Consider the following 16,557-nt stretch of genomic DNA (forward strand, 5'->3'; position numbering starts at 1 on the left):
GGGAATTGCGCCCGCGCTCCATTGAATTGCCTGTATTTTTTGTCTCGGCTCAGGGTTCTACGGTGATCATTCCGATCATATTCTGCGTTTCCCAATGCGGTCCGCACAGATAGTCCTGCGGCCCGGGGGCTAAGAACGTCAAATCAACCGTTTCCTCGGGGAAAAGCCGGTCGCTTTCGGGTTCGCTACCATCTTTCAGCAAAACGCTGTGACTGGTGCGTTTATCTACGTTTACCCAGCGCACAGTAGTACCCGCTTTGACAGTCAGCTCGACCGGGCAAAAATTGTATCTATACATCAGCACCACTTCGGCATCCTCAACGGCGGATGAAGGTTGACCGAAAAGGTCCACATAGCGCTCTTCTGCCTCAGCGCAGAGCTCGGCGGTCTCATCTGCCAAAGCGGGTGCGGCCAATAAGAGCAGCGCGGGAATTAGGCGGTGAGCTTTCATCGTCCAAATCTCCTTTCCAATATGAAAGGGCCGGATTGTCCGGCCCCTTCGGTCACTGTTTAACCACGTTAATCGCGGCGCTGTCGTCATCCAGCGCTAAGCTGGTGTTCAGTGTAACGTGGTGGAACCGCGCGGCGGCAAAGTCATCGTGAATGGCAAAACCCACCGTGTAGGTCTGACCCGATTCCAGCGGCACATCGCCGGGCGCGCCAGAGTTCAACGGCCGGGTAAAGACTACGGTCCACATACCGCCGGACAGGTTGGCCGAGGCGGCAATCTCGCCGTCATTGACCACGCGCTGTTCCAGCAGATAGCCGTTGGTGGCACTGCCATCGGCATAGACGCGCATCAGGTCCAGATAGGTGCCGTCGGCCAGGTATTGCTCGATCTGCGCTTCTGCCTGTAGCTTGTCCCAGCCACCCAATGCCTTGCCGCGGCGGCCTTTGACCTCGACCTCGGTCCGGCTTTCGCTGATGTATTTGGTCACTGTGTCCTGAGTGTTCAGGCGGCCTGCGACATCACCATTGGCGGCAATCGCATCAGCACCCGGATCAAAGGGCATATAGCTGTTGTCTGCGTGGCACGAGGCCCAGCAGCCTGCCTGATCGCCCAGTTCGATTCCGGTGCCGGTGATCATCATGGCAACCTTGATCTGGTTGTCGGGGTCCATCTTACCGCCATCGACGAAGGGGGCGGGGCTGTGACCCGCATCCGGCCATTGCATGCGGATATAAAGGTTCTCATCATCATGCGCGGCCTGCACGGTGGCGTCGATCACACCACGTTTGCCGGGGATCGGGGTCGGTTCCAGTTCGCCGCCCGCCACGATCTTGTTGCCGATCGTGTCCAGCTCCTTGGCGTGACAGGTCGAGCACTGATCGCCGCCCTTGGTCAGGGGACGGGCCCCACCGTGAAACTTGCCGTTCTGCACCCACTCAAACGAGGCCTGACCAGGGTAGAACAGTTTCAGATCCGCGCTGGCCACGGCGTTCCAGTCGATGTTGCCGGCTACATCGCTGCCACCGCCTGCGGGGGCCGCAGCTTCTTTTCCGTTCGCCTTGGCGCGTTCTTCGGCAACGGCTGCGTCAACAGCGGATGCGATCTGGGCTTGCACGGCCTCTTGCTGGGCCGCTTTGGCGGCTTTTTCAGCCTCAGCCTCGGCTGCTTCCTTGGCTTCGATTTTCGCGAGACTTGTCAGGTATTCCTGCGGGATTTCACGAATGAAGGCCGGGTTGGGCGCCTCAAGCTGTTCCAAATAGTCCTCGTCGGCGCGGTCACGAGCGTCCGAGTGCGCAATCCCCTTGTGGCAGTCGATACAGGTCTGGCCGACCTCCATCGCATTCAGGTGTTGCTGACGCGCGCGCGGTTTCTGGAACTCGGGCATCATCGATTCAAAATCGTGGCAGTTGCGGCATTCGCGCGAGTCGGTGGATTTCATCCGCTCCCATTCGTTCATCGCCAGATGCACACGCTTGGCTTCGAACTTTTCGCGGGTGTTGATGGTGCCAACCAGCTTGCCATACAGCTCTTTGGACGCCTTGATCTTGCGGATCATCTTGTGGGTCCAGTCCTTGGGCACGTGGCAGTCGGAACAGACCGCGCCCACACCAGAGCGGTTCACGTCGTGGATCGTGCCGGTGTATTCTTCGTAAACGAAATCGCGCATCTCGTGACACGAAATACAAAATTCCTTTGTGTTCGTCGCTTCCATGGCGGTGTTGAACCCACCCCAGAAGATAATGCCGCCGACAAAGGCTGCGGCAATACCGGCCACGGGCATTCCCCACAGGAAATACCGGCGCCAGATCGGGTTTTTCTTTTCCGGTTCGGAAGTCATATCCGGGCTCCGTTTTGGCTGTCTTGTCTGGCCTTGGGTGGCAGGCCGGTGAGTTTGGCTGATTGGTCAAACGAGGAAAGGGCGGGCGAGGGGCCCGCCCTTTCCGGTGTTGGTCGCAAACCCGTCAGGTGACGTGGTTCGAACGGTTGTAGACGTTGAACTTGCCGGTCGGAGCGAAAAGCCCGTCGATGCGGCCGATCTCTTCCAGCGTCTTGGCGTCGAAGATCACGATCTGGCCGTTGGGTTCCAACGAGTCCGACAGGTTCCACTTGGAAACCCAGACCTCAGTGCCATCCGCGTTGAATTCAAAGTGAACAGCGGCGCTGCCTTCGTCTTCGGTAATCTGGATGGTTTTCACGATCTCGCCGGTTTCTTTCGAGATGACCTGAACCGATTGCTGAACCTCAGGTTCCGGGTGCTTAGTCTGGTCAGCCCAGATGTAGTCCGAATTCGGGTGAGTACGGACAAACAGGCCGGGGCCGTCGGTTTCCACTTCGTAGCAGATCTTCCAAGCATCATCCGGGCGGTTTTCGGGATCGTTACCCCAGACGGTCACGGTACCCACACCAAGGTGTGTCGTACCAGCAACCGGGCCGCAATTTGGGTCGACCCAGTTGGCACCCGGGCCGGGGTGCGGCAACGCGGCTGTGTCGATCATCGCTTCCAGCTTGTGGGTTTCGGTATCGACAACCACCATCTTGTTCGACGCGTTCGCGGCGATCTGGAAATAGCGGCCTGTCGGGTCAAAGAACCCGTCATGCAGGAACTTAGCGCTGTCGATCTTGTCGATCCGCAGGTTGTCCAGATCGGTATAATCGACCTGCCACAACTGCCCCAGTTCCTTCACAGCAACGATCCAGGTGGGCTCGTTCGGAGTTGTGTAGATAGCGGCCACACGGGCCTCCTCCACGTAATCCCCGTCCACGTTCACACCGCGGGTCGATACGACCTTGACCGGTTCCATGGTCTGGGCGTCAACGATTGCGAAATGCGGCGGCCAATATCCCCCACCGATGACGTATTTGCCATCGCCAGAAACGGCAACGTCGCGGGCGTCATAGGCAATCTTGACCTCGGATACCAACATCTTGTCCGGCGTCTGCCAGAGGTCGATCTTGGTCATCTTGCCGTCACGGCCCATGGTGTACCAGAAACGCCCGGGCTGTTCAGGCTCTTCCAGAGCGTGGTGTTCGGATGCTTTCAGAACGTGAACGGCATAGCCGGTCGGGATGTGTGTCAGAACCTCTTTGGTGTCGCCGTCGATCACGGCCACCTTGCCCACATCGCGCTCGATGACGACAAAGAAGTTTTCCCAGTTGCGGCCATGCAAAGGCTCGGTCGGATAATCGGCTTCTTCGACATAGACCTTGCGGGTCGCCATCATCTGTTCAAGCGACATTTCAGGCGGCTTTGGCGGCTCCATCATGATGTATGTCGCCATGTCCTTGATTTCCTGCTCGGTCATGATGTCCGAGAAGTTGTTCATACCGCCTTCGGTACCCCAGGCGATGATCTTTTCAAGCCGTTCCTGACCCAGTTTCAGGGTGCCGGATTCGGTTACGGTGCCATCGTCGTTTTTGGTTTCGACCATCGGTTCAAGACTTTTACCGGTGGCACCTTTTCGCAGAACGCCGTGACAGCCTGCGCATTGCTCGAAATAAAGTTGTTTGGAGGATTCAAAGGCTTCCTCGCTAAGAGTTGGCTCTTCGGCGAAGGCTGGCGCAGCGACGCTGCCCAGCAGCATCGCCAAACCGACCCCAAAGGCGCGGCCAGTTTTGTTGTAGCTGATTCCAAGTGACATGATCACTCTCCATTTGCGTGGTGAGGCAGGCCCAAGGGTGAGACATCGCGCCCGACGGCTCCTTGACGAAAGTCAACGCCAGGGGCCCATTTCAAGGGTTCGGTAGGAAAAAATGGCGAAAAAAACCGTCATATAATCTGTGTTTTAGAGGCATGTTTTCCGTGAGGATTGATTTTTGTTAAGTCCGCTGCGCGGGTGGGCTGCTAGGGCTGAAAAAAACGGTTGAGGAGAGCAGCCATGCCCACAATCATCACCCGCATTCTCGGTGAAGGATTTCGTGTTTTCTTTCTGTCTGCCGGTCTCTACGGCCTGTTTGTCGGTGTGGTCTGGGGGCTGTGGCTGATAGTGCCTTACATGGCGCCGGATTACGGTATGACGCCGCCGATGTGGCACGCGCATGAGATGATATTCGGCTATGCGACGGCCGCGCTGGGCGGGTTCTTTCTGACCGCAATACCGAACTGGACCGGCGCCCCCGAGGCGCGGGCGCATTTTATCACTCTGGCTGCCGGGCTGTGGTTGGCCGGTCGGATGGCGATGTGGTTTTCAGGGGTATTGCCGCCAGTCCTGGTCGCGGTGGTTGATCTGGCCTTTGTGCCAGTTCTGGCGGCCAAAATAGCCACGCAGTTGATCCGCCGTCCCAAACCGCAGAACATGATCTTCCTGCTGTTGCTGAGCCTGATCTGGGTCGCGGATTTGATGACGCATCTGCAATGGATGGGAATCACCGAAGGCACCCTGCAAACCGGGCTACGCGCGGGATTGCTGGCGTTATGTGCGATGATCGCCATTTTGGGTGGTCGGATCACTCCGGCGTTTACCCGCAATGCCATGAAACGTGCCGGGGTCCCAGAGGCGGACTGGCCGGTTTCGGTCGCCTTGTTCGACAAGACGGGTATGGTCCTGGCCCTGATCCTGCCGCTGGTCGTTGTGGTGCTAGGCGCAGGACGGGTGGCCGGGGTTGGGGCGCTTGCTCTTGGGCTGGTTCAGATTCTGCGCATGGCCCGCTGGCGCAGCCGCTGGGCGGCACGGCGGCCTATTCTTCTGGCGCTGCATTTAGGTCTATGCATGTTGGCGGTGGGGTTGATCCTGTGGGGGTTGGCCGTGCTGGGATTGGGCAATGAAATCGCCGCCTTGCATGTATTGGGCATTGGGTGTGTGGGCGGCATGACCCTGGCGGTCATGAGCCGCGCCGCGTTGGGCCACAGTGGCCGGGCGTTGATAGCTCCCGCGCCGATGGTAGTGGCCTATGGTCTGATGGCGGTTGCTGCCCTATCGCGCTGGATCGGTGCCGAACTGAATGCGGGCTACATGGTTGCGATGCTGTTGTCAGACGGCCTGTGGGTCTGCGCCTTTGCGCTTTACCTGATCGCCATGTGGCCTGCGCTGACGGGCCCCCGCGCGGGCCGGGCGGGTTGATTTTCATTTACTTCCCCCAGTCTTGACTTTCGTTAAGGACCCCCCATGGCCCACCTGCCAGTCTGACCGGACAGCTAAACTGCGCAAAGGAGAGCGCAATGCGAGAAGTCATGACCAAGAGCATGGCTCGCAACATATTCTATGGCGGGTCACTGTTCTTTATCCTCATCTTTCTGGCTTTGTCGGCCCATTCCCACTGGTACATCGTGAATTCCGAAAACTCGGAGAAGCTTGATGAAAGTGTGGTCCGGGGCAAACACGTCTGGGAAAAACATGCGTGCATCAACTGTCACACGATTCTGGGTGAAGGGGCCTATTTCGCCCCCGAGGTTGGTAACGTGATGACTCGATGGGGTGTGCTGGACGACCCGGAATCGGCCTTTGAATCCCTCAAGGGCTGGATGGAGGCACAACCGACCGGCATTCCCGGTCGTCGGCAGATGCCCAATTTCAACCTCAGTGACGAAGAAATCCGCGACCTGACCAACTTCCTGATCTGGACGGACAATATCGACGCTCAGGACTGGCCGCCCAATGAGGCGGGCTAAGAAAGGGAACGGAGCAATGAAATACGAATCCCAAAAAATCGCCTATGCCTACTTTGCGGTGGCCATGGCCCTGTTCGTGATACAGGTCCTGGGCGGCCTGCTGGCTGGTCTGATCTATGTATCACCTAACTTTCTGAGCGAGCTTTTGCCGTTCAACATCGTGCGAATGTTGCACACCAACGCGCTGATCGTCTGGCTGATCCTGGGCTTCTTTGGCGCGGCCTATTTCCTGATCCCGGAAGAGGCCGAGCGTGAGATCCATTCACCCAAGCTGGCTTACCTGCAACTGATCATTCTTGTGGTCGGGACATTGGGCGTGGTGCTGACCTATACGTTCAACCTGTTCGAGGGCAATTGGCTGCTGGGTAAAGAGGGGCGCGAGTTCCTTGAGCAACCCAAATGGGTCAAGGCGGGCATCGTCGTGGCTGCGCTCATCTTCCTCTACAACGTGTCGATGACAGTTCTGAAGGGTAAGAAGACTGCCATTTCCAACATCCTTCTGTTGGGTCTGTGGGGGCTGGCACTGCTGTTCCTGTTTGCTTTCTACAACCCCGGAAACCTGGCCTTGGACAAGCAATACTGGTGGTATGTTGTTCACCTGTGGGTTGAAGGCGTGTGGGAACTGATCATGGCCTCGATCTTGGCCTACCTGATGCTGAAGCTGACTGGTGTGGACCGTGAGATTGTCGAAAAATGGCTCTATGTCATCGTCGCTGCTGCGCTGTTCTCGGGTATCCTGGGGACAGGTCACCACTACTACTGGATCGGTACGCCTGCGTACTGGCAGTGGATCGGTTCGATCTTCTCGAGCCTTGAGGTGATCCCGTTCTTCGCGATGATGGCCTTTGCCTTCGTCATGGTCTGGAAAGGTCGCCGGGACCATCCCAACAAGGCCGCGCTGCTGTGGTCGCTGGGCTGTGCCACGCTTGCCTTCTTTGGCGCAGGTGTCTGGGGCTTCCTGCATACGCTGCACGGGGTGAACTATTACACCCACGGCACGCAGATCACCGCAGCCCATGGTCACCTGGCTTTCTACGGTGCCTATGTCTGCCTCAACCTAGCGATCTTCAGCTATGCAATGCCGATCCTGAAAAACCGCGATCCGTATAATCAGGTGCTGAACATGGGTTCGTTCTGGCTGATGACCAGCGGTATGGTCTTCATGACCTTTGTGCTGACTTTCGGCGGCACTGTGCAGACGCACATGCAACGTGTGATCGGTGACTACTTCATGGATGTGCAGGATCAGATTGCGATCTTTTACTGGATGCGCTTTGGGTCTGGTGTCGTCGTGGTCCTTGGTGCGCTGTTATTCGTCTACTCGATCTGGGTGCCCCGGAAAGAGGTCATCGAACCCGGCGCAGCCGAAACCCCTGCGGAGTAATGCAAATGGACGGCTCCATACAAATGGGAACGGGGGCGGCAAACGCCCCCTTCTACCTGCCCCAGGGCGATGAATGCGATGTGTTCACCGCCGCTTATAACAACGATCTGCCGGTTCTGCTGAAAGGGCCGACAGGCTGCGGCAAGACCCGCTTTGTGGCCCATATGGCCGCGCAGCTTGGCCGCCCGCTTTATACCGTGGCCTGCCATGACGATCTGGCCGCTGCTGACCTGATCGGGCGCTATCTGCTGAAAGGCGGAGAAACCGTCTGGGTCGATGGCCCCTTAACCCGTGCAGTACGTGAAGGTGCGATCTGTTATCTGGATGAAGTAGTCGAGGCTCGCAAGGACGTGACCGTCGTGCTGCACCCATTGACGGACGACCGGCGCATTCTGCCGATTGACCGAACGGGCGAAGAGCTTGAGGCCGCGCCGGGTTTCATGCTGGTGGCGTCTTATAATCCCGGTTACCAGAATATCCTGAAAACCCTGAAACCCTCGACACGGCAACGTTTTATTTCGCTGGAATTCGACTTCCCGTCGCCTGAAATGGAGGCGGAAGTTGTCGCGCAGGAAAGCGGGCTGGCGCTGGAACGCTGCAAGCCGCTGGTGCGCCTCGCGGGAAAACTGCGCGGGCTAAAGGGTCAGGACCTCGAAGAAGGCGTTTCCACCCGTCTGGTCGTCTATGCCGCGACGCTGATCGCGCAGGGCATGTCCACCGACCGCGCCATTCTTGCCGCTATGATCGAACCTCTGACTGACGACGAGGATATCAAACGCGGGCTCCTCGATCTTGTCACGGCTGTCTTTGGGTGAGGCCGGCCGATGGTCAAGATCGATTTTGAGCCATGGGAACCCGAAGAAACGATCGGGAAACTGTGGCACACCCTTGCCAGCCGCCTCGATGCACCTGAGGTGCATGTTGGAGCCGCGGTCGACCTCTCTGAGGTCGCGGGGCGGCTGGCAGTCCTCTTTCGGGGACTTGGGGGTAGTCCGGGCGTTGAATTGCGCCCGGTCTCACCCGAGGTTTCACGTCACCGTCTAAGCTGGCGACGTAAGCTGGGGACCGAAGTTGAGCTGATGCCGCGTGCTTCGTTCGATGGCGAGGTATTGCGTCTGCCCGACCGTCTGGCCGTTTTCCCGGCACGCGAGGCCAATGGCGCACTGTTTGTCTGGCTGGCCGCCGCAGCGGCCAATGCCGGAACCCGAATTGACGAAGAAGACCCCTTGCGGGCCGATCTGCGCGCACTGAACGCTGCGCAGTCGATGGTCGAGGCTACGTTGGAAAACGCGTCCGGTCTGCGCCCGCTCTACGCTGAACTTTGCAAGGGTCTATTGCACCAACGAGACATCCCAAACCTGCCACCGGTCGAGGCCGCGCTGGAAGAATTGGTCCGGCACATGCTGGGCGATCCGGCGCCGCTGTCTGGCAGGGCAGAACAGTTGTGGGCATTGGAAGACAGCTTGTCTGCCCCGCGCGGGTATCAGCGTTTTCGCCCGGTCCCCTTGTGGCCCGAGCTACGCGCTGTTGGCTTTTCAGAACATAGCGAGGTGGAAAACCCCGATACCGAAGGCCCGCCCGAGGAATCGGGAGAGAAGACCCACCGCGCCCGCCGTCGCAAATCTGATCAGGCCGAACGGAAAGACAGCCTGATTCTGCACAAGTTCGAAGCGATCCTCAGCTGGGCCGAGTTTCTGAACCTGAACCGACGGGTCGATGATGACGACCCCGACAATGCCAAAAAGGCCGCTGACGATCAGGAAGAGATTGGGCTAGGTCAGATATCCAAGGCACCACCGACCAAGCTGAAACTGCACCTCGATCTGGCACCCGAGGATGTGAATCGCGAGCGTTTGTCTGGTCGTATCCTCTATCCAGAATGGGACGTGCGGACCGGGCAGTATCTGCCAGACCACGTGAATGTTTTACTGTCGGATGCCGATATCCGCGAAGATGCGGCTGAGTTCGGCAAAGACTCCGCCACCGCCCGCCGCATCCGTGCCGTCAAACGCCAGTTCGAGGCACTGCGCCCCGGTCGGGTGATGACGCGTGGCCATCTGGACGGCGATCAGTTGGATATCGAAGCCGCCGTGCGCGCCGAGACCGACCGTCATGCCAGCGGTGAAGGCAATGAACGCGTCTGGATGCAGTCCCGCCCCGAGGCCCGCGATCTGGCGGTGTCGATCCTGCTGGATGTTAGCCGCTCCACCGAAAGCGCGGTCACGGGACGTGCCGTGATCGACATCGAGCGCGAGGCGCTGGCCGCTCTGGCCTGGGGCTTGAACGCATGCGGCGACGACTTCGCCATCCATGCCTTCAGCTCATTGAAACGCCAGCGGGTCTACGTGCAGCGGTGTAAGCGGTTTGATGAACCGATGGGCAGCACGGTCGAACAGCGTATCGCGTCACTGCGCCCAGGGCATTACACACGGCTTGGGGCGGCAATCCGGCATTGCTCGGCCGATCTGGCGGATCAATCCCGCAAACGTCGCCTGTTGCTGGTCATCACAGATGGCAAGCCCAACGATCTGGACCACTACGAGGGTCGCCATGGTATCGAAGATACGTGTATGGCCGTCCGCGAAGCGCGTCGCGCCGGGCAATCGGTCTTTGGCGTCACCATCGACAAAACCGGTAAAAGCTGGTTCCCGCGTATGTTCGGGCAGGGTGGTTTCGCTGTTATCCCCGACCCTCACCGCCTGACCATGGCGCTGCCGCAAATCTATCGCCAACTGGTCGGCGCATGAGTGATGCCTCTCTGATTGACGAGCTTCCGGGCGAGTTGTTGATGTGGGTGCTGATCATTTCCGAGCTTCTGGTATTCGGGGCCGGGCTGGCCGCCTTCATGGGCGTGCGTCTGACCGATCCGGCGGGTTTTGCTGAGGCGCAGTCGCATCTGCACCGCACAGGGGCGGCGTTCAACACCGCTGTTCTGGTCACGTCCGGGTATCTGGCCGCACAGGCGTTGCGCTGGCGGCAGGTCGCGCGGCGAGTGCCGGCGCGTATAGCTTTGATTAGCGCGGCCCTTCTGGGCGTTGTTTTCCTGATCATCAAAGGCACGGAATACGCGGATAAAGCGGCGCAGGGGATAAATTATGAAACGCATCCCTTCTTTCTGTTCTACTACCTTCTGACCGGCTTTCACGCGGCCCATGTTCTGGCAGGGGTTGGCATTCTGTTACTGGTGTCCTGGCGGGATGACGCGCGCAATATCGAGGTGGGCGCGCAGTTCTGGCATATGGTCGACCTGGTCTGGATCATGCTGTTTCCGGTGATTTACCTGTTGGGATGAGGGCAATGGGTGGCAATACTCTGACACGGGCCTGGCTTGCCCTTTTGGGGCTAAGCGTCGGCTCAGCGGTATTGACCTTGTTGCCCGTGCCGGCTGCGGTCATGGGTGGGGGCATTCTGTTGCTTGCGCTGATCAAAACGCGGGTAATCCTTGCGCAGTATCTGGACCTTGCGTGCAGCCCCGGCTGGCTACGTGGATTCACTATGGTTCTAACCGGGTTTTCGGTGCTGATCTTCGCCCTCTATCTAATCTAAAAAAAGCCGCCCGATTTGGGCGGCAGTTTTTCAAGCAAGGAGCGCTTTGATTATTGGGCGGCCATCGGCATCCGCGCGATCTGGCACCGTTGCCACAGGGCCGACAGCGCGCCGACCAGATGGTCGATATCTTCGTCCGTGTGCACCGGAGACGGCGTGATCCGCAGACGCTCGGTCCCTTTGGGGACGGTGGGGTAGTTGATCGGCTGGATGTAGATGCCGAATTCCTCAAGCAACGTGTCCGAGATGAATTTGCATTTCACCGGATCACCCACCATGACCGGGATGATGTGGCTGGGGTTGGGCAGATGCGGAATGCCTTCGGCATCCAACCGGGCACGCACCTGCGCCACGCGGGCCTTTTGCAGATCGCGTTCAACATCCGACCGTTTCAGGTGCCGGATCGAGGCCGCAGCGCCAGCCGCAATCGACGGGGGCAGGGCAGTGGTAAAGATAAACCCGCTGGCAAAGCTGCGTACGAAATCACAAAGTGCGGCTGAGGCAGCGATATAGCCTCCAACCACACCAAAGGCTTTGCCCAGCGTGCCCTCGATCACGGTTAGTCGATCCATCAGACCTTCGCGCTCGGCAATGCCGCCGCCGCGTGGGCCATAGAGGCCGACGGCGTGAACCTCATCCAGATAGGTCATCGCGCCGTATTTGTCGGCCAGATCGCAAATCTCTTGGATCGGAGCGATATCTCCGTCCATCGAATAGACGGACTCAAAGGCGATCATCTTAGGGGCAACAGGATCGGCAGCAGCCAGCTTCGCCTCAAGGTCCTCGAGATCATTGTGTTTCCAGATCACCTTTTGTGCGCGCGAATGGCGGATGCCTTCGATCATCGAGGCATGGTTCAACGCGTCCGAGAAAACGATAAGGCCAGGGATTTTCGAAGCGAGGGTGCCAAGCGCGGCCCAGTTCGAAACATAGCCAGAGGTGAACAGAAGCGCGGCCTCTTTGCCGTGCAGATCGGCCAGCTCGGCCTCTAGCAACACGTGATCGTGCGTTGTGCCCGAGATGTTCCGGGTGCCTCCAGCCCCTGCGCCGCACCGGTCCAGCGCGTCATGCATGGCCTCGGTCACTTTTGGGTGCTGACCCATGCCCAGATAGTCGTTCGAACACCAGATACGCACATCGCGCTGCACCGAGCCGTCGGTTTGACGTGCGTTTGGGAATGATCCGCAGCGGCGTTGCAGGTCGATAAAAACACGATAGTTTCCTTCGTCCCGCAGATCGTCCAGGCTCTGGGTGAAAAATCGCTCGTAGTCCATTATACTGGCTCCCCGGATTGCTGGCTTTGGGCCGAATTTATGCGCATGACGACGCTTGCAACATGACAATAGTCAAGTTGAAGCAGGAAAAGGCTGGCGCGCCGCGCAGAGCTTTGGCATAGCCTTGCAAAGAGGGACGTACCGGTCGGACGATCGACCAGGGAAAAGGGGATACTTCGTGGCGCACGAAGCACAAAAAGCGATCGCGCGGCAGTCGCTTTTGCTCAAGAGTTTACCAAACCAGCATGTCGATACACTGCTGAGCCACGCAATCTGGCGCAGCTATGATCGAGGCGAAACGATCTTTCTTCAGGAAGAAGAGGCCAAAGCCGTCCACGTGGTGCTGGCGGGCTGGGTCAAGCTGTTCCGCATGTCGCCCACTGGGGCCGAGGCCGTGGTCAGCGTCTTTACCCGCGGCGAAAGCTTTGGTGAGGCGGTCGCGCTTCGAAACGTCCCATACCCTGTCTCTGCCGAGGCCGTGTCGGCCTGCGAGGTGATGCACATCCCCAGTCCGTTGCTGCTGTCGTTGATGAAAGAAGACCCCGAGATTGGCGTTTCTATTCTGGCGTCCACGTTCACGCACCTGCATTCGCTGGTGGCGCAGTTGGAACAGCTCAAGGCGCAGACGGGCGCGCAGCGGGTGGCAGAGTTTCTGCTGAACCTGTGTGATACAGCTGACGATGGCTGTGAGGTGGAGCTGCCCTATGACAAGATGCTGATTGCCGGGCGTTTGGGGATGAAGCCCGAAAGCCTCAGCCGGGCGTTCTCGCGATTGAAAGCGGTTGGTGTGAAAATCAACCGCAACCATGCAGTGATTTCGAATATCGAACGCCTGCGGGATTATGCCGAGGCCGATCCGTCGGAAAAGTGAATGGTCGTCCGGTATTTTTAATCATTTTTCAAAGGTTTGCGCTGTCGCTGTGGGCCGTTTTGACTGCCGCCACCAGGACCAGAGTACGAACACACCGAAAAGCGGCTGAAAGTACTTTACCAATAGGCTAATTATCCCAGCGCTCGCTGCCGCAGCATCGCCGGTTGAAGAGGCCTCAATTGTCACTGTTTCCTCTGACCCTAGGACGATGGCCGCTGCATCCAATTTACCACTGATGTTGATCACACCGTCCCAAATCGCATGGGTCACCACGCCAAACCAGATCGAATTCATCCGAAGAGTGATCCCAACGTAAAGCAGACCGGACATTCCGGCCTGAATGATCTGGTCAAAAGTTGATCCAAGGGCTTCGCCAGTAACCCAATTAATAAAATGCATCGCTCCGAATAGAACCGACGATACCAGCGCCGCAACCAGAGGTCCGTAGTTCAATTCAAACCCATGGAAGACCGCGCCTCGGAACAGGCACTCCTCGAATAGACCGATCAGCAACACCAATAGAATGAATGAACCCCAGGGAACGGTTTTGAGGACACTAACGACGTCGACCCCTTTGGTTGAATTGATTTTTATTGCGACGCCAAGCAGAACCAACGTAAAAAGAGCGTAAATTACCGGCGCCCAGACCCCGCTCCAATGTGGTGTGGATGTAAGACGTGCGCTTTTGCTCCATCCGATCAACAAGAGAACGACCACGATGCTGCCAGAAAGAAAATATTCAGGACGAAGCTGACTCAGGTCGATCGTCTGAAAAGTATGAGACACATCACCGCCGAATGCGTTGCCTGAGAACAGAGCCGGGCTAGAGATGATCGCAAAATAGATTGCAAGGAGAAGGAGTACGAAAAGGATCGATCGATCGGCTACCCATAGCCTGAGATGTTTCAATTTGGCACTCCACATCAACCTGACGGTCAGCGCCACGGTATGTTGCGAGTATTACCAGCGTCAACTTCAGGCTTCTGGTTCACTGCTCCACAACGGTTCGAATGAAAAGCAGCACCAAATTTTATTGGACGCCGTTGACACAACCTCAAAACAGTGCGGGGTTTTTGAAAATGGAGCAACAGCTGCGCAGACAAAAATTGCGAAAAGCAGCGAAGTCGTGTGCCACAAAGTATGGCCGCTTAAAGTGTTGCGAAGATATTCGTTGAAATCATGGTGTTGCTGGAGGGCATTGAAACCCTATACCTAGGTATTTCAGAAAATCTCAGATAGAGATTAACTATATGAAATACATTAACTTATCTCCCTTATTAGACCTCAACTAATCTCGACTAGCGGCAGTAAATACCATACCTAGAGGTGGACCATGAGTTGGCGCTTTACCTCTATGTGCCTGATCTGGATGCAGCCTACAAACGCGCGCTGGATGCAGGTGCGATTTCCATTGCTGAACCAGCGGAACAATACCACGGCGACAGCTTGGCCATTCTTGCCGACAAATGGGGCAACCAATGGTATCTGGCATACGCTACCGTCATTCTGGACGATGATCAGGTGCGTGAACGCCGCCAGGCGGAAGAGGCCGAAGAAAAGTAATTATTGCGAAAGCAGCCGCTAGTGAAATCATTGCCCACGGTTGCTTTGTTCCGCGCTGCCGACCTCAAAGTTCTAGTGGATCTTGCTGCCGCAGCGAATGTCTCCTCCCACGGGCCGCAGCGCAGCGATGGTTGCCGCGGTCGGACGGCAGCTAACCTTCCAGCGATATGCTGCGCGCGCTCAGACGACAGCAGAGAGCCCAAACTGACGCCAATCATTCAGTGGTTTGCTTCTTCTCAATGCACTACAGCGGGACCTGAAGCCCCGCCTTTACTCGATTCACAACAACGTTTGAATGAAAGCGGCGGATGTTTGGGTTATCTGTGAAGACCTGACGGCTGAACTCCTCATAGGCCGCCATGTCGGTCGAAGTGACAATCAGAATGAAATCGGTATGTCCGGTGACATAGTAGCATTGCTGCACATCATCGAGCGCCAGCATAGAGCGGCGAAACTCATCCAGAAGGTCAGTGCGCTCTCGCTCCAGCTCAACCTCAACAATGAAGGTCATAGGGCGGCCCACTGCCTTTGCGGACAATACGGATATGTCGGCCTCGATGATCCCTTCCTCCCGGAAGCGTTTCATGCGCCGCTGCACCGAAGACCGAGAAATGCCTATCTGATCTCCCAGCTCATCAGCCGACAACCGGTTGTTTCGCTGGAGGATATCAAGAAGCCTTTTGTCTGTATCGTCGAGAGGATGTGGCATTCTGTTCAGCCTCGCCCTTGAATTTGATGCGTATTGCTCGAAGAGCTTAACCCAATGGGGTAAATTGCCCAGAATTTTCCCATACGCTCAACCCGTTCACTGAAAGCCCGATCATGAGCAAACTGCCTATTCTGTCCCAAAGACACATCGACCCTCGCAGCTATCCCCCGGGGGTGGCCTATATGGACGGTCAGTACCTGCCAATGCAGGAGGCAAAGCTCTCGGTGCTGGACTATGGGTTCCTGCATTCGGATGCGACCTATGATGTGGTCCATGTGTGGAAAGGTGCCTTCTTCCGGCTGGACGATCACCTGAACCGCTTCTTTCGCGGCATTGAAGAGCTGCATATGTCCATCCCGTATGATCAGGCGCAGGTGGCTGAAATCCTGCACAATTGTGTGGCGTTATCCGAGCTGCGGAACGCCTATGTCGAGTTCATTTGCACAAGAGGAACTTCCCCGACCTTCAGTCGCGACCCAAGGGACGCCGAAAACCGTTTCATCGCCTTTGCCATCCCTTTCGGCTCGGTCGCCAACAAGGAGCAGATGGAGCACGGACTACATCTGGCGGTGACCGATGTGTTGCGCATCCCGCCAAGCTCGGTTGATCCTACCATCAAGAATTATCATTGGCTGGACATGGTGAAGGGGCTTTATGCGGCCTATGACCAAGGCGCAGATACTGCGGTTCTGGTCGATGGAAATGGCAACGTGTCCGAAGGCCCCGGGTTCAACGTTTTCGCAATCAGGGATGGCGTGGTTTCAACCCCTGACACCAGCGTTTTGCTGGGAATTACGCGCCAAACCATCTTCGATATCTGCGCAGGATTGGGCATCCAATGTCGCACGCAGGACGTGTCTGTTACAGCCCTGAAGGCCGCTGACGAGGTATTTGTGACCTCGACCGCTGGGGGTGTCATGCCGGTCACGAAGGTCGATGGGCAACCTGTCGGATCGGGTGTTCTTGGAACCCTCTCGAAGACCATCTTGGCGAAGTATTGGGAAATGCATGACGACGACACGCTCCGAGATGTGGTCCCTTACCCGGAAGCAGCGGAGCTGTGACACCACACACGCATTCTGCCGGTTCAGTCGAATGGCCTCTGTGGGTGGCTCCTGCATTGCAAGTGTTTTCTGGTGATATTCGCGGTCTTT

16 protein-coding genes are annotated in these 16,557 nt (G+C 57.4%); 10 read left to right on the top strand and 6 right to left on the bottom strand.

Annotated features, from left to right (window positions below):
- Positions 1-49 precede the first annotated feature (49 nt).
- From RUE5091_RS20230 to RUE5091_RS20240, 3 genes are all read right to left on the bottom strand, one after another.
- A complete protein-coding gene (locus RUE5091_RS20230) occupies positions 50-451 on the bottom strand; it encodes a cupredoxin domain-containing protein (RefSeq protein ID WP_058283752.1) in 402 nt (133 codons plus the stop codon).
- 52 nt (positions 452-503) lie between these two features.
- A complete protein-coding gene (locus RUE5091_RS20235) occupies positions 504-2,288 on the bottom strand; it encodes a NapC/NirT family cytochrome c (RefSeq protein ID WP_058283753.1) in 1,785 nt (594 codons plus the stop codon).
- A gap of 124 nt (positions 2,289-2,412) precedes the next feature.
- The gene (locus tag RUE5091_RS20240) at positions 2,413-4,089 is read right to left on the bottom strand and encodes a cytochrome D1 domain-containing protein (protein WP_058283754.1); all 1,677 of its coding nucleotides are present in this window, start codon (positions 4,087-4,089) and stop codon (positions 2,413-2,415) included.
- A gap of 237 nt (positions 4,090-4,326) precedes the next feature.
- On the opposite strand from RUE5091_RS20240, the gene RUE5091_RS20245 reads away from it, so the two are divergent.
- From RUE5091_RS20245 to RUE5091_RS20275, 7 genes are all read left to right on the top strand, one after another.
- On the top strand, positions 4,327-5,508 hold the full coding sequence (locus RUE5091_RS20245; RefSeq protein WP_058283755.1) for an NnrS family protein: 1,182 nt from the start codon (positions 4,327-4,329) through the stop codon (positions 5,506-5,508).
- A 98-nt stretch (positions 5,509-5,606) separates the two neighbouring features.
- Entirely contained in the window at positions 5,607-6,056 is a 450-nt protein-coding gene (locus tag RUE5091_RS20250) for a c-type cytochrome (RefSeq protein WP_058283756.1), read from the top strand.
- A gap of 16 nt (positions 6,057-6,072) precedes the next feature.
- Positions 6,073-7,440: a cbb3-type cytochrome c oxidase subunit I gene (locus RUE5091_RS20255; RefSeq protein WP_058283757.1), complete on the top strand. Its 1,368-nt coding sequence runs from the start codon at positions 6,073-6,075 to the stop codon at positions 7,438-7,440.
- A gap of 5 nt (positions 7,441-7,445) precedes the next feature.
- Positions 7,446-8,255 (top strand): CbbQ/NirQ/NorQ/GpvN family protein, encoded by an 810-nt coding sequence (locus RUE5091_RS20260; protein ID WP_112297207.1) that lies wholly within the window; start codon positions 7,446-7,448, stop codon positions 8,253-8,255.
- Positions 8,256-8,264: 9 nt separating this feature from the next.
- On the top strand, positions 8,265-10,187 hold the full coding sequence (locus RUE5091_RS20265) for a nitric oxide reductase activation protein NorD (RefSeq protein WP_058283759.1): 1,923 nt from the start codon (positions 8,265-8,267) through the stop codon (positions 10,185-10,187).
- Positions 10,184-10,732: a cytochrome c oxidase subunit 3 gene (locus RUE5091_RS20270; protein ID WP_058283760.1), complete on the top strand. Its 549-nt coding sequence runs from the start codon at positions 10,184-10,186 to the stop codon at positions 10,730-10,732. The genes RUE5091_RS20265 and RUE5091_RS20270 overlap by 4 nt, the downstream gene beginning before the upstream one ends.
- A gap of 5 nt (positions 10,733-10,737) precedes the next feature.
- On the top strand, positions 10,738-10,986 hold the full coding sequence (locus RUE5091_RS20275) for a cytochrome C oxidase subunit IV family protein (protein ID WP_243470831.1): 249 nt from the start codon (positions 10,738-10,740) through the stop codon (positions 10,984-10,986).
- A 50-nt stretch (positions 10,987-11,036) separates the two neighbouring features.
- Here the strand turns inward: RUE5091_RS20275 and hemA are convergent, their stop codons facing one another.
- The gene (gene hemA / locus RUE5091_RS20280; protein ID WP_058283762.1) at positions 11,037-12,260 is read right to left on the bottom strand and encodes a 5-aminolevulinate synthase; all 1,224 of its coding nucleotides are present in this window, start codon (positions 12,258-12,260) and stop codon (positions 11,037-11,039) included.
- 178 nt (positions 12,261-12,438) lie between these two features.
- On the opposite strand from hemA, the gene RUE5091_RS20285 reads away from it, so the two are divergent.
- Positions 12,439-13,131 (top strand): Crp/Fnr family transcriptional regulator, encoded by a 693-nt coding sequence (locus RUE5091_RS20285; RefSeq protein WP_058283763.1) that lies wholly within the window; start codon positions 12,439-12,441, stop codon positions 13,129-13,131.
- Between the two features lie 21 nt (positions 13,132-13,152).
- Here the strand turns inward: RUE5091_RS20285 and RUE5091_RS20290 are convergent, their stop codons facing one another.
- Entirely contained in the window at positions 13,153-14,076 is a 924-nt protein-coding gene (locus RUE5091_RS20290; protein WP_131726346.1) for a CPBP family intramembrane glutamic endopeptidase, read from the bottom strand.
- 393 nt (positions 14,077-14,469) lie between these two features.
- On the opposite strand from RUE5091_RS20290, the gene RUE5091_RS20295 reads away from it, so the two are divergent.
- Positions 14,470-14,694 carry a VOC family protein gene (locus RUE5091_RS20295; protein ID WP_207383754.1) on the top strand — a complete coding sequence of 75 codons (225 nt, stop codon included), beginning with the start codon at positions 14,470-14,472 and terminating at the stop codon, positions 14,692-14,694.
- 244 nt (positions 14,695-14,938) lie between these two features.
- Here RUE5091_RS20295 and RUE5091_RS20300 read toward each other — a convergent pair whose 3' ends face one another.
- Positions 14,939-15,403: an Lrp/AsnC family transcriptional regulator gene (locus RUE5091_RS20300; RefSeq protein WP_058283766.1), complete on the bottom strand. Its 465-nt coding sequence runs from the start codon at positions 15,401-15,403 to the stop codon at positions 14,939-14,941.
- Between the two features lie 113 nt (positions 15,404-15,516).
- On the opposite strand from RUE5091_RS20300, the gene RUE5091_RS20305 reads away from it, so the two are divergent.
- Positions 15,517-16,467 (top strand): aminotransferase class IV, encoded by a 951-nt coding sequence (locus RUE5091_RS20305; protein WP_058283767.1) that lies wholly within the window; start codon positions 15,517-15,519, stop codon positions 16,465-16,467.
- Positions 16,468-16,557: the final 90 nt, after the last annotated feature.

The sequence above is a fragment of the Ruegeria denitrificans genome, from assembly GCF_001458295.1.
Classification (GTDB): Bacteria; Pseudomonadota; Alphaproteobacteria; order Rhodobacterales; family Rhodobacteraceae; genus Ruegeria; species Ruegeria denitrificans.